The sequence below is a fragment of the Bradyrhizobium sp. 27S5 genome, assembly GCF_037217225.1.
In the GTDB taxonomy this organism is placed as follows: Bacteria; Pseudomonadota; Alphaproteobacteria; order Rhizobiales; family Xanthobacteraceae; genus Bradyrhizobium; species Bradyrhizobium septentrionale.
Window position 1 is genome coordinate 6,519,531 of record NZ_CP147714.1, and the last position, 13,347, is coordinate 6,532,877.

Here is a 13,347-nt window from a genome sequence, read left to right on the forward strand (position 1 = left end):
CTTTACCGATTGTTACCCCATCTCGGCCGCATTCGCGCCCAAGGTTAACCTAATTGCGGCAGCGAAACCGGCCCTCGAAGCGCGGCCATCAGATCACCGAAAGAATAATTAATGATTTAAAATCAGTTGCTTGTTTGGCAACCACAACCGCCTGCCCGCAAAAAGGAGAAGGCCCCGGCGGTTCCCCGCCGAGGCCTTCTTTGTCGCCAAGGTTGTAACAAACTTCAGTTTGCCTGCCGGCGCAGGAAGGCCGGGATATCAAGATGGTCGTCACCCTGTGGCGTTGGCGCAACAGGTGCCGGGCGGCCGTGAGCGTCCAATCCCTGCGGCGCCGGACGCTTCGCATATTCCGATACCGGCGATTCGTTCGCCGAGATCTGCTGCGCGACGCTGCGGGCCTGCTTGCGGTCGGGCAGCGGCGGCATCGCGGGCATCGCCGGATTGGAGGCGCGGGCCGCGATCGGCGGCTCGGTCTCTTCGTCGCGGCGGCCGAGGCCGACATTGGCCAGCCGCTGCAGCAGCGACAGCCGGGTCTTCTGCGGGTGCTCCGCCTCACCGTCATGGGCCTGGCGGATCTCCGCCTGCGCCGGCATCGGCAGATCCTCGAACTTCGGCATCCGCGGGGCGCGGACCGGCGAACGCTCGGCCGCCTGCGGGATGAAGGTCTCGGGCGGCATCGGCTCGTGCTGCTCGGCCTTGGCTGCCTCGTGGTCGGGGAACAAGGTCGGCTTCTGGGCGATCGGCCGCACGGTGACGTCACCATAGGACCCCGGCTGCATCGGCGCCTGAGCCGGCGCGCTGTCCGGAGCAACCGCGGCCGCGATCGCCGCGAGCGCCGCGCGCTCGACGGCCGGACGCTGCTGGGCGGCGGCAGGAGCCGCAATCGGCGCGACCGTCACGCCGGTCGGCGGCTCCAGCTTCTGGGAACGCTCGGCCATGCGCTGATTGTCGGCCCGCAGGCGAGCAGTCAGATCGGCCAGCCGGCTCTCCGGCGAGCCGCCCGACTGCTGCGCGGGAGCCGCGGCACGGGAGGCGATCGCCGCCTGCTCGATGCCGGTTGCGACCACCGAGACGCGAATGACGCCGTCGAGCGATTCGTCGAAGGTGGCGCCGACGATGATGTTGGCGTCGGCATCGACTTCCTCGCGGATGCGGGTCGCGGCTTCGTCGACCTCGAACAGGGTCAGGTCCTTGCCGCCGGTGATCGAGATCAAGAGGCCGCGGGCGCCCTTCATCGAGCTATCGTCGATCAGCGGGTTGGCGATCGCAGCTTCGGCTGCGGTCAGCGCGCGCTTCTCGCCGGTGGCTTCGCCGGTGCCCATCATCGCCTTGCCCATTTCCCGCATCACGGCGCGGACGTCGGCGAAGTCGAGGTTGATCAGGCCTTCCTTGACCATCAGGTCGGTGATGCAGGCGACGCCCGAGTACAGCACCTGGTCGGCCATCGCGAAGGCGTCGGCGAAGGTGGTCTTCTCGTTGGCAACCCGGAACAGGTTCTGGTTCGGGATGATCAGCAGCGTGTCGACCACCTTGTGCAGCTCGGAAATACCGTGCTCGGCGGTGCGCATGCGGCGCTGGCCCTCGAAGTGGAACGGCTTCGTGACCACGCCGACCGTGAGGATCCCCATTTCGCGGGCAGCCTTGGCGATCACGGGCGCAGCACCGGTGCCGGTACCGCCGCCCATGCCGGCGGTGACGAACACCATGTTGGCGCCGGTGAGATGATCGCGCAGCTCGTCCATGACCTCCTGCGCGGCCGCAGCACCGACATCGGGCTGCGAACCGGCGCCGAGGCCCTGAGTGACCTGGGTGCCCATTTGGACGATGCGCTGCGCCTTCGACATGGTCAGCGCCTGTGCGTCGGTGTTGGCGACGACGAAGTCGACGCCCTGCAACCCGGCGGTGATCATGTTGTTGACGGCATTGCCACCCGCGCCACCGACGCCGAAGACAGTGATCCGCGGTTTCAGCTCGCTGATGTCAGGGGGTGTCAGATTGAGTGCCATGGTTGCCTCTCTCGATTACGCGCGCGTGGGTTCGCCCCGGCCACGGGGCGCGGGAGTTGGTGAAAATGGGGTGAGCCGGGATGCGGTCATCAGAAGCCCTCGCGAAGCCATCGTCCGACCTTTCCGAAGTAACCGTCTGTCCCTGTCCTGAGCTGCCGCGTGCGCCGCGGTTCGACATGTTCAAGATGAGCGTATTGCGGATAGACCAGGAGGCCCGTCGGCACCGAGAACGAGGCGCCCTTCGCCTCGTTCGGCAGCCGGCCGAAGCCGAGCGGGCGGCCGATGCGGACCTGGCGGTTCAGGATGCGGGTGGCAAGCTCGATGGTGCCGGTGAGCTGGGATGCGCCGCCGCTCAGCACGACGCGCGCCCTCGGCTCGGCCGCAAAGGGGGAATCCGCGAGCCGGTCACGGACCATTTCGAAGATCTCCTCGGCGCGATGCCGGACGATGTTCGCGATCGTGGCGCGGGACACGATTTGCGGAGTCTCCCGATCATCGCCTGCAGTGGGAACGGACATCAGCTCACGCGAGTCCGAACCGCCGGTCAGCACCGTGCCGTATAAAGTCTTGATTCGCTCGGCATCCGCAATGCACGCGCCGATGCCGCGCGCAAGATCCATCGTGATATGTTGTCCGCCGAGCGCAAAACCCGATGCGTGCACGAGGCGTCCGCCCGAGTAGGTCGCGATCGTGGTCGATCCGGCGCCCATCTCGACGACGGCGGCGCCGAGATCGGCCTCGTCATCGGTCAGCACCGACAGGCCCGCGACATAGGGGCTCGACGCCATGGCTTCGACGTTGAGATGGCAGCGCTCGACCACCAGCATCAGGTTCTTGGCGACCGTCGCATCCGACGTCACCACGTTCATGTCGACGCCGAACTGGCGCGCCACCATGCCTCTGGGATCGCGGATGCCCTTGACGCCGTCGAGCGCGTAGCCGACCGGCAGCGCGTGCAGCACGGTGCGGCCGGCGCCGGCGGCGTGGCGCATGCCGGCGGAGGTGACGCGGCTGATATCGTCCGCGGTGACCGAGCCGCCGCGGATATCGGCCGCGGCTTCAACCAGCTGGCCATGCAGCCTGCCGCCGGAGACCGACAGCAGCACGGATTCGACACGGACCTTGGCCATGCGCTCGGCCAGCGCCACGGCATGACGCACCGCCTTCTCGCATTCGGCGAGATCGACCACGGAGCCGGCCTTGACGCCGCGCGACTGGATCTGGCTGTAGCCGATCAATTCGACCGCATGGGTGCGGCCGCGCAGCGCCTCGTTCGGCGGCGACGGTTTCAGCCGCGCGATCATGCAGGCGATCTTGCTGGAGCCGACGTCGAGAGACGCCACCATCGCGGTGCGCTTCTGCATCGGGCGGGTCTTCGGGGTCAGGTTGCGATCGAGGCCGGTCATGCGGAATCACCGGCCTTCTTCTTGGACTTCTTGTCCTTGAACAGCTCGTCGCGCGCCTTGCCGGCGTCCTCGGACAATTGCACGATCAGGCGATCCGGCAGGCGCATGTCGACGGCGACGATGTCGCGCGAGAACAGCTTCTCGTCCTTGTCGAGCCTGGAGAGCGCGGCCAGCGCATTGCCGACGTCGTTCTCCGGCAGGCGGATGTCGAGGCCGTCCTTCAGCCGCAGGTTCCAGCGCCGCTCGCCGACGAAGATCGCGGCCTTGGTCACCGAGCGCACCTGCGGGTAGCGGTCGAGCAGCGCCAGGAAGTCCTGGGCGCGCGTGTCGGCGCCCTTGCCGACCACCAGCGGCAGGTTGAGGAAGCGACGTGACACGTAGGGCTCGAGCACCGCGCCGTCGGAGGCGATCACCGACAGGCGGCCGTTCTGCTGCCACAGCGCGAAGGCGGTGCGCTCGACGATGTCAATCTGCAGCCGGCCCGGATAGAGTTTCAGGATCGTGGCGTCCGCGATCCAGGGATTGGCCTTCAGCTTGGCGCGCACGGTGTCGGCGTCGAGGAACAGCAGCGATGAGCGGCCGTTGACGCCGCCGATCGCAAGCACCTCGTCCTGGCTCAGCTGCTTGCGGCCGTTGATGCCGACGGTGGTGATGCGGAAGCCCGCGGCGTTGGCGAGCGCGTTGCGGGTATCGCTGAGCGCCGTGGTGAATTCCTCGACATGGCCGCCGCGGACGATGCCGAAGCCTGCGCTGCCGAACAGGATCGCGAGCGTCGCGACCAGGCCGATGCGGCGCGGCAGATAGCGTTCGACCGTCAGGATGAAGCGGTTCGGCGGCTCGCGATCGATCACCTGCGGCCGCCTGGCGGCGGGACGCCGGCGGCGGCGTGCGAGATGGGCGCCGACATACTCGCGCAGCAGCACCGCCGCTCCAATAGCGGCTGCTTTCAGGTCAGCTTGAGGCCCCAGCGATCGCAGCGATCGAGTGAGGCGTCCTGCACCATCCATTGCACGAGCTCGTCATGTTGTGCCCGCCAAACCCTGCGGGTCCCGGCACAGGTCGCGTCTCGGCTACACCGGTGGGATTAGAGTGGCCCCCTGTTCCCTGGTTGCGATCCTCGAAGCGGTAATCCGCGACAGCTCACGCCCCGGCAGCCAAGCGCTACATGCGCCGCCAGCGTTAACCTTCGGGCTTCCTGGTAAACAAACGGTAAACGACTTCAGCCTGGAGTGTGTTTTGATCAACGCTTTGAGGACTTTGCCGCGAACCCGTTAGCATTTTAGCAACAGCGTCCGGGTTCCATCCGGCCAAGTCTCGCGGGTTCCCGCCCGGTCGGCCTTAACTCCGGACGCGGCGGCGCGCGATCTCGATCTGGTCGATCAGGAAGTCTGCAAAGGCGATGCCCTGCGCTTTCAAGGCCTTAGGGTACAATGACGCCGCCGTGAGCCCCGGCAGCGTGTTGGTCTCGAGGTAGACCGGCCCGTTCACTGAGACGATGAAATCGCTGCGTGAGTAGCCGGTGCAGGACAATGCGCGATGCGCCTTCAGCGCATGATCCATGATCGCGGCGCTGACCTCCGGCTCGAAGCGGCCGGGGCAGATCTCCTGGGTCGACTTCAGAAGGTATTTGGCCGTGTAGTCGAAGCTGCCCTCCGCCGGTACGATCTCGATCGGCGGCAGCGCGAACACCGTGCCGTCGGATTGCTCGAGCACGCCGCAGGTCGCCTCGACGCCCGACACGAACGGCTCGATCAGATAGTCTTCATGCCTGGCGGCATTGCGAACGGCGACAAGGTCCTGCTCTGCGTTGACGAAGATCAGGCCGTAGCTCGATCCGTCCTTGGCGGGCTTTGCGATCAGCCTGCCGTGTTGGGCGAAGGCCGCATCGATCCGTTCGACGGCGATGCCCAGCGGCGCGTTGAGACCTGCGATCGCCGCGAAGCGTTTGGCCGACGGCTTGTCGAACGCCAGATGCGACGACGCCGAGCCTGAGCCGGTGAACGCGACGCCGCGCATCTCGCACATCGCCTGCAACTCGCCATTCTCCGCGCGGCCGCCGTGCAGGCCAAGCACCAGCACTCGCTGCTCGGCGCCAGCCTTGTCGAGCGCCTCCTCGAGCGCGATGCCGCGCCCCTCGGGCTTGAAATCAACCTCGAAGGGCCGCGTGTGACCGAGCAGCTTCTCGGACGTCACCGCATGCACGGTGTCGTCAACATCCCAGAACCAGAGCCCCGCGTCGGGCAGCGCGCGATGCAGCGCCTGCGCGCTCGCCACCGAGACCAGCCGTTCCTTGTTGGTGCCGCCGAACAGAATGGTGACCTGCATCAGCTGTTCCCGATCCGCTTGATTTCCCAGTGCAGCTCAATCCCGCTGGTTTGCTTGACCCGTTCACGCACCGTCTCGCCGAGCGTCTCGATGTCGTGCCCGGTGGCGTTGCCGGTGTTGATCAGGAAATTGCAGTGCATCTCCGACACCTGCGCGCCGCCGACCTTGAGGCCGCGGCAGCCGGCGGCGTCGATCAGCTTCCAGGCGCTGTTGCCGGGCGGATTCTTGAAGGTCGAGCCGCCGGTCTTCTCGCGGATCGGCTGCGCGGTCTCGCGATGGGTCTGCACCTCGTTCATGCGGGCGCGGATCGCATCTGATGCGGTGATCCTGCCGCGGAAGCGCGCCGAGGTGAAGATGACGGACGGATCGACGCCGCTGTTGCGATAGACGAACCTCATGTCGGCATTGCCGAACGTATGCTTCGTGCCGTCGCGGCCGATGCCGGTCGCTTCCACCAGCACGTCCTTGGTCTCGCCGCCATTGGCGCCGGCATTCATGCGCAGCGCGCCGCCGACCGTGCCGGGAATGCCGAAGAAGAATTCCATGCCGCCGATGTTGGCGGCCGCCGCCGTTTCAGCCACGCGCTTGTCGAGCGCCGCGGCACCCGCAGTGACGACATCATCGGCCGCGCTGGTCTCGCCGAACGCACGCGGCGCCAGCCGGATCACGACGCCTGGCATGCCGCCGTCGCGCACGATCAGATTGGAGCCGACGCCGACGACATAGACCGGCAGCTGCTGCGGCAGGCGCGTCAGGAAATAGGCGAGATCATCCTCGTCCGCCGGCGTGAACAGCACCTGCGCCGGACCGCCGACGCGAAACCACGTCAGCTCCGCAAGCGATTGGTTCGCCAGCAGCCGCCCGCGCAGCTCCGGCATCGCGGCTTTGAGATCGGGCGTGATGTCGGGGAAGGTCATGCGGGGTCAATCGGCTCATGGAACGGGTTGATACCGCATCGTGTTACGCCTGCCGTCAGCGCCCGGGGCTTACCCCTCTCCCCAACCCTCCCCCGCAAGGTAGGGCTATCGCATATGGGCGAGGACGGAGAGAAGGAAGTCGTTATTCCATCTGGCCTGGAGCATTTTGTGGCTGGTGCGCGTGGGACCTGGCGTGGCTTGTAGAGCGTTAAGTGCCAGCTTTCGGATGGCGGCAAGATTTTCGGCGGCATGGCCCTTGCGGCTACGGCAGGCGTCTTCGTCGAACAGAACGTCGAGAACCCAATGCAAGTTGTTCTCGATACCCCAGTGGGCGCGGACGGCCTCGAGCAGCTTCTTGGCCGACAACCGGCGTGAGGCCAGAAAGTATCGGGCCGTGTGTTTGGCTGTCTTGCCGGCCTTGGCGCGCCAACTATCGATGCGACCGACGACAGCGATAGCAGGGAAGCTGTATTGCTTTGCCAAGTCTGGGGCCGGCACGACGATGGCCTGCCGGCGCTCGATGCGGCCGTGGGCCGATGTCCTTCGCTGGCTCGCCCGCGCTGGCTTCCGGGCCGTATCGAGCAGCGCCTTGACGGCTTTGAAGAGCCGGCCGCGATTACTCTTGATGGCCAATACATAGTGGCCCTTCCGATCGCGGATGGCCTGCGCCGTGTCGGGCCGGCAATGCAAGGCGTCGGCGGTGACAAGAGCACCATCCAGATCGAGCAGGGCGAGGACTTCGAGAGCGCCGGCAATCTCGTTGCGATTGGGAGCCTTTCTCTGCGCCAACGCCATGCGCGTGCCTGCCGCCCAGACGTTGACCATATGTAGCGGCGTAGCCCGCCGGCCACGCGTGAAGGCTCCGCGCAACGCCTTGCCGTCGATGCTGACCACGCCCTTGACGCCGAAGCTCTTGCTGAACTTACGCAAAACCGCTTCCAGACCCTTCGGGTCCAGCACGCGGAAGACGTTGCTGAACGTGTCGTGGCTAGGAATACCGTGTCCAAGCTCCAGGAACTTCCGCAACAGCTGCTCTCGGCCTTTGCCGAAGAACTCGAACTCGGTGCAGGTCTTGGCGCCGGCCAGCGTCGCCGCCAAGGCAATGACGAGGATCTCCAACAAATCGTGTCGCGTGTTGCCGGCGCGTGGATCCTTGAGCGGTCGAAACAGGCGCCTGAGTTTGCGCATTTGGGTCTCCCTCGACAATCGAGAGACCCCCAAAGAATCCAGTTCCAACCGCTTGGCAACACCCCTCCTGAGCCATATGCGATTCCCCTACCCCGCAAGGGGGGAGGGAGCCTGACTAGCGTACTCACTTCACGTAGCGTCACAGCTGCACTCTGACTCTTTGCACGAGTCAGGGACGCACTGGCGGATGGGTTCCCTCCCCCCTTGCGGGGGAGGGTTAGGGAGAGGGGTGGCGGCATACGCCGGCCTTCGTGACTGCGCAGCTGTTCGGCAGCGGCAAGAGCGAACATCATCACCCCAGCGCCTTCAATTCGCCGGGCAATGCGTAGGCCCATTGCGTGATGTTGCCGGCGCCGAGGCAGACGACGAGGTCGCCGGACTTGGCGAGACCGTGAACGATCTTCGCGAGCTCGCCCGCGTTCGGGAGCGGCACCACGCTGCGATGGCCGTGCGCGCGCAAGCCGGCGGCGAAGTGATCGCGGTCGATGCCTGCGATCGGCGTCTCGCCGGCCGGATAGACCTCGGCGACGACGACCGCATCGGCATCGTTGAAGCAGGTGCAGAATTCCTCGAACAGCGACTGCAGGCGGGTGTAGCGATGCGGCTGCACCACGGCGATGATCCTGCCATTGGTGGATTCCCGCGCCGCCTTCAGCACCGCTGCGATCTCGACCGGATGATGACCGTAATCATCGATCACGGTGATGCCGTTCGTTTCGCCGGTCTTGGTGAAGCGCCGCTTGACGCCGCCGAAACCGGCCATGGCCTGGCGGATGACGTCGTCGGACACGCCGAGCTGATGTGCGACCGCGATCGCCGCCGTCGCGTTGGAGGCGTTGTGGCGTCCCGGCATCGGCAGCGTGATATCCGCGATCTCGTGCAAAGCTCCGGTCTTGCGATCGCGGATCGCGACCGTGAACTTGGAGCCGCCGCCCATCGGCGTCAGATTCAGGAGCTGCGCATCGGCCTGCGGATTTCGTCCGTAGGTGATGATGCGGCGGTCCTCGATCTTGCCGACGAGATTCTGCACCACGGGATGATCGGTGCACATCACGGCGAAGCCGTAGAACGGAACGTTCTCGACGAAATTGCGGAACGCGTCCTGGATCGCCTCGAAGGTCTTGAAGTGATCGAGATGCTCGGGATCGATATTGGTGACGATGACGACATCCGACGGCAGCTTCAGGAAGGTGCCGTCGCTCTCGTCGGCCTCGACCACCATCCAGTCGCCGGCCCCCAGCCGCGCGTTGGAGCCATAGGCATTGATGATGCCGCCATTGATCACGGTCGGATCGAGCCCGCCGGCATCGAGCAAGGTCGCGACCATCGTGGTCGTGGTGGTCTTGCCATGGGTGCCGGCGATCGCGACGCAGCTCTTCAGCCGCATCAATTCCGCCAGCATCTCGGCGCGCCGCACCACCGGAATGCGCTGCGCGCGCGCCGCCATCAGCTCGGGATTGTCGCGCTTGATCGCGGTCGAGACCACGACGACATCGGCTCCGTCGACATTCTCGGCAGTGTGGCCGACCGAGACCTTGGCGCCTTTCTTGCGCAGCCGGTCGAGATTGTAATTGTCCGACGCGTCGGAGCCCTGCACGGTGTAGCCGAGATTAATCAGCACCTCGGCGATGCCGCTCATGCCGATGCCGCCGATCCCGACGAAGTGAATGGGTCCGATCTCGCGCGGCAGTCTCATGATCCGGTTCCTGACATCATCATCCGCCCAATGCGGGCACCGCTGCGGAGCCGACGACTGAGCTTCTCTGTGCGCCTCACATCGGCGGCGCTGACCACTGGATGCCCCGCTTTTCCCATGCGTGACAAGGGCTTTTTGCGGCCTTCGGCCGCGGAAATGTCGCGATCGCCGACTACCGGCCAGTGGTTACGATGAGGGATCACGGACATCTCCATTCCGGCCCGGCGGCTATGCCGCCCCCAATCGCACGGCACGCGCCGCCAGTTCATCCTGCATCTCGATCACGCGAAGATAGTTGCGCAGCCGGTTGGTCTCGAGCGCACGCAGCAGCTTGTTCTGGTGATAGGGCAGCACGAGCTCGGCCAACGATGCGCTCCAGGCCGCATTCATGTCGAACAGCACGCCGAGGCCGAACACAGCGGGGATCTCGGCGAAGCCGAACTCCTTGCCCTGCGCCAGCTCCTCCGCCAGGAAATCATCGATCGCGGTCATCACGCCGTTGCGCGCGCCGCCGGAAACATTCGCGAACGCGGCGAGGCCCGCGCCGCGAAAGCCACGGCCCTCGATCAGCAACGGGCGATCCAGCGTGGCGCCCGCATCGCAACTGTGCGGATGGCGATACGCGGCCGGAATTTGCTCGGGTGCGTAATACATGTCGCGCCGCCCGCAGGGCCAGCCGACATCGTGCAGGAAGACCAGCACCGGTTTGCCGGCGCGGCGGCTGATCGCCTCGATCTGCCGGAGCTCGTGATAGACCGTGTACCAATTGTGGTCGCCGTCGACGATCCAGGCGTCGGCGGCATCCAGTTCCGCGAAGGCATCGAGGCTGGTCTTTGCCACATGACGCACATCGGGATTGGCGTTCACCCAATCGAGGAATTCGGGCTTCGGCGCCGGATCGACGCTGGTGAGCTGACCGCCGCGTGCCCGGCAGTGCTCGGCGAGCAGCGCCGACATGCCGCCATACTCCGCACCGATCTCGACGATGTTTTGCGCGTCGGCCAGGCGTAGCGCCTCGAGGATCAGATCCGAGAATTCCGAGACGGAGTGAATCAACAGGCCCGTCATGATCAAGTCTCCCCCGGCGTCCTGCCGGTTTGGCGCATCAAATCCCGGCCACCTTGGCAACGAGGTCCGCCAGCCGCTCGGCGGCATCGAGCCGGCCGACGCCGCGCGCGGCTTCTGCCATCGCGGTCAATTTCTCGGGCTCGGCAGCGAAGGCCGAGATTTCGGCCGCCAGCCGCTCGGGCGTGAAGTCGCCCTGCGCGATGCGCAGCGCGCCGTTCGCCTGCGACAGCACGCCGGCATTGGCGAACTGGTCCTGATCGATCGCGCCCGGCAGCGGCACCAGGATCGAGGGCCGGCCGATCGCGGCGAGCTCGGCCACGGTGCCGGCGCCCGAGCGCGAGATGACGAGCTGGCTCGAGGCCAGCCGCGCCGGCAGGTCGGCGAAGAACGGCGCGAGCTCGGCATCGATCCTGAGCCGGTCGTAAACCGCGCGCACCCTGGCCATGTCCTCTTCGCGCACCTGCTGGGTGACGATCAGGCGGCTCCACAGCGCGGGCGCGAGCTGCTCGATTGCCGGCGGCACGATGTCGCTCATCACGCGCGCGCCCTGGCTGCCGCCGACGACCAGCAGACGCAGCGGACCGTCGACTTCGGGCGGCGTGTATTTCACAGCGGCCGCCGCCAGGATCGCCGGCCGCATCGGCGTGCCGACGGTGGTCGCCTTGCCGGCGAGCGCGGGATCACGATCGAGCACGCCGGGCAGCGAGGTCGCGATCGCGTTGACGCGGCCGGAGAGGAAACGATTGGCGCGGCCGAGCACCGCATTGGCGTCGTGGATAATGCCGGGGACGCCGAGCATCCGCGCCGCGATCAGCGGCGGCAAGGTCGGGTAGCCGCCGAAACCGACCACGGCGGACGGCTTCAGCCGGCGCACCAGATTGGCGGCAACCAGCGTGCCGTAGCCGAGCATCAGCACGGTCTGCGCCAGCGAGATCGGGTTGCGGCTGCGCACGGTCGCGCTCGGCACCAGGTCGATGCTCTCCCGGCCGAACAAGCCGGAATAGCGCAGCGCGCGGCCGTCGGTTGCGAGCCGGACCCGCAGGCCACGCCTGATCAATTCCACGGCGAGCGCTTCGGCCGGGAACAAATGGCCGCCGGTGCCGCCGGCCGCCAGCAGAATCAGGGGCGCGTTGTCCATGGCCTTCAGATAACCGACGCCGCAGTCACAGTCACCTACGCGTAGGCGCGCCGAGCGCTGGCGCCTTCCATCGATTCGATCTCCGTGCGCGGCCGCTGCCGCGTCAGCGCCAGCATCATGCCGACGCCATAGGCGAGCGAGACGAACGAGGAGCCGCCATAGGAGATGAACGGCAGCGTCATGCCCTTGGCCGGGATCAATTGCAGATTGACCGCCATGTTGATCGTCGCCTGCACGCCGAACAGGATCGCAAGTCCCGACGCCGCGAAGCGCGAGAACATGTCCTCGGTGGCATAGGCGCGGGTCAGCGTGCGGATCACGATGAAGCCGAACAGCGCGACCAGCATCAGGCAGAGAATGATGCCGAACTCTTCGGCCGCGACCGCGAACACGAAGTCGGTGTGGCTGTCGGGCAGGCTGCGCTTGGCGATGCCCTCGCCCGGCCCGAGCCCGAACCAGCCGCCGTTCCAGAACGCCTCCATCGCGGTGTCGACCTGGAAGGTGTCGCCGGAGGCAGGATTCATGAAGCGCTTGATGCGGCCGGCGACGTGCGGCACCAGCAGATAGGCGCCGAACAGGCCCGCGCCAGCGGCGCCGGCGAGCCCGAACACCCAGATCATCCGCATGCCCGCGATGAAGAACAGCGCGCCCCACACGGTGAGGATCAGCATGGTCTGGCCGAAGTCGGGCTCCATCACCAGGAGCGTGACCAGCGTCATCAGCAGCACCAGCGCCATCGAGGTCGCCGGCATCTCGGGCCGCTTGGTCGATTCCGCAAACAGCCAGGCCGCGACGATCACGAAAGAAGGCTTGGCGGCTTCGGAGGCCTGGATGTTGACACCGAGCAGCGTGATCCAGCGCCGCGAGCCCTTGACCTCGGGCCCGATCAGCAGCGTCAGCACGATCAGCGCGATCGAGACCGCGAACACGATCAGCGCGGTGCGCCGGATCTGCCGCGGCGTCATGAACGACACCCCGATCAGCACGATCAGCGATGGCGCCAGGAACATGACGTGGCGGTTGAAGAAGTGGAACGGATCGAGCCCGATCCGGGTCGCGACCGGCGGGCTTGCCGCCAGCGACAGGATGACGCCGGCCAACATCAACGCGGCGATCGCGACAAGCAGCAGCTTGTCGACGGTCCACCACCAGTCCGAGAACGGGGTGCGTTGGTCACGGGCGAGCATGGGCGTCCCCAGATGGCAGAGATAACGTCCATTGGTGGCGCAGGATGGTTTCCAAGGGGTTAACGGATTGGGTAACTTTTGAGGGAGTGGATTGGGGAAGCTCGCGGCACCCTCGATGTCATCACCCGCGCATGCGGGTGATCCAGTATTCCAGAGACTTCCGTGCTTGAGCTGAGAGGCCGCGGCGTACTGGATCGCCCGGTCGAGCCGGGCGATGACAGTTGTGGATGGGGACGCACCTCCACGTTCTCGCGACATGATTGCCCGAGCTTTGCTCTTCGTTCCGCCCTCTCATCAAACAGAGGGTGCAGGGAAAGCCGGGTGCCGATCGCACCCATGGGTCCGGTGCAACAAAAAGCACCGGGGTAGGACCACAGGTGTAACCGGGAACATCCCAGCTTTCCCTGCGCGATGGG

The 13,347-nt window shown here is 66.2% G+C and carries 10 protein-coding genes and 1 pseudogene; all 11 read right to left on the minus strand.

Annotated elements, in window-relative coordinates; genetic code table 11:
• Nucleotides 1-224: 224 nt before the first annotated feature.
• The 11 genes and pseudogenes from ftsZ to ftsW all read right to left on the minus strand — a co-directional run bounded on the left by ftsZ (nucleotide 225) and on the right by ftsW (nucleotide 12,931).
• Nucleotides 225-2,006 (minus strand): cell division protein FtsZ, encoded by a 1,782-nt coding sequence (ftsZ, locus tag WDM24_RS30840; protein WP_338691289.1) that lies wholly within the window; start codon nucleotides 2,004-2,006, stop codon nucleotides 225-227.
• An 89-nt stretch (nucleotides 2,007-2,095) separates the two neighbouring features.
• Complete coding sequence (ftsA, locus tag WDM24_RS30845; protein ID WP_029078900.1) at nucleotides 2,096-3,412, minus strand: cell division protein FtsA; 1,317 nt, start codon at nucleotides 3,410-3,412, stop codon at nucleotides 2,096-2,098.
• Nucleotides 3,409-4,419, minus strand: coding sequence for a cell division protein FtsQ/DivIB (locus WDM24_RS30850; RefSeq protein ID WP_166304841.1), 1,011 nt, complete (start codon nucleotides 4,417-4,419; stop codon nucleotides 3,409-3,411). The genes ftsA and WDM24_RS30850 overlap by 4 nt, the downstream gene beginning before the upstream one ends.
• Nucleotides 4,359-4,625, minus strand: a pseudogene (locus tag WDM24_RS30855) (hypothetical protein); the annotation flags it as partial. The pseudogene WDM24_RS30855 and the gene WDM24_RS30850, both read right to left, overlap by 61 nt.
• 125 nt (nucleotides 4,626-4,750) lie before the next feature.
• Nucleotides 4,751-5,737 (minus strand): D-alanine--D-alanine ligase family protein, encoded by a 987-nt coding sequence (locus tag WDM24_RS30860; RefSeq protein WP_166304838.1) that lies wholly within the window; start codon nucleotides 5,735-5,737, stop codon nucleotides 4,751-4,753.
• Nucleotides 5,737-6,654: a UDP-N-acetylmuramate dehydrogenase gene (gene murB / locus WDM24_RS30865; RefSeq protein WP_166304835.1), complete on the minus strand. Its 918-nt coding sequence runs from the start codon at nucleotides 6,652-6,654 to the stop codon at nucleotides 5,737-5,739. Before murB ends, WDM24_RS30860 begins: the two co-directional genes overlap by 1 nt.
• Before the next feature lie 105 nt (nucleotides 6,655-6,759).
• Nucleotides 6,760-7,842 carry an ISAs1 family transposase gene (locus WDM24_RS30870; protein WP_338821920.1) on the minus strand — a complete coding sequence of 361 codons (1,083 nt, stop codon included), beginning with the start codon at nucleotides 7,840-7,842 and terminating at the stop codon, nucleotides 6,760-6,762.
• Between the two features lie 292 nt (nucleotides 7,843-8,134).
• Nucleotides 8,135-9,538 carry a UDP-N-acetylmuramate--L-alanine ligase gene (gene murC / locus WDM24_RS30875; RefSeq protein WP_338828445.1) on the minus strand — a complete coding sequence of 468 codons (1,404 nt, stop codon included), beginning with the start codon at nucleotides 9,536-9,538 and terminating at the stop codon, nucleotides 8,135-8,137.
• Nucleotides 9,539-9,766: 228 nt separating this feature from the next.
• A complete protein-coding gene (locus tag WDM24_RS30880) occupies nucleotides 9,767-10,606 on the minus strand; it encodes a class I SAM-dependent methyltransferase (RefSeq protein ID WP_338828446.1) in 840 nt (279 codons plus the stop codon).
• Between the two features lie 37 nt (nucleotides 10,607-10,643).
• Complete coding sequence (gene murG / locus WDM24_RS30885; RefSeq protein WP_338828447.1) at nucleotides 10,644-11,744, minus strand: undecaprenyldiphospho-muramoylpentapeptide beta-N-acetylglucosaminyltransferase; 1,101 nt, start codon at nucleotides 11,742-11,744, stop codon at nucleotides 10,644-10,646.
• Nucleotides 11,745-11,779: 35 nt separating this feature from the next.
• Nucleotides 11,780-12,931, minus strand: a complete 1,152-nt coding sequence (ftsW, locus tag WDM24_RS30890; RefSeq protein ID WP_029078907.1) for a putative lipid II flippase FtsW — start codon at nucleotides 12,929-12,931, stop codon at nucleotides 11,780-11,782.
• Nucleotides 12,932-13,347: the final 416 nt, after the last annotated feature.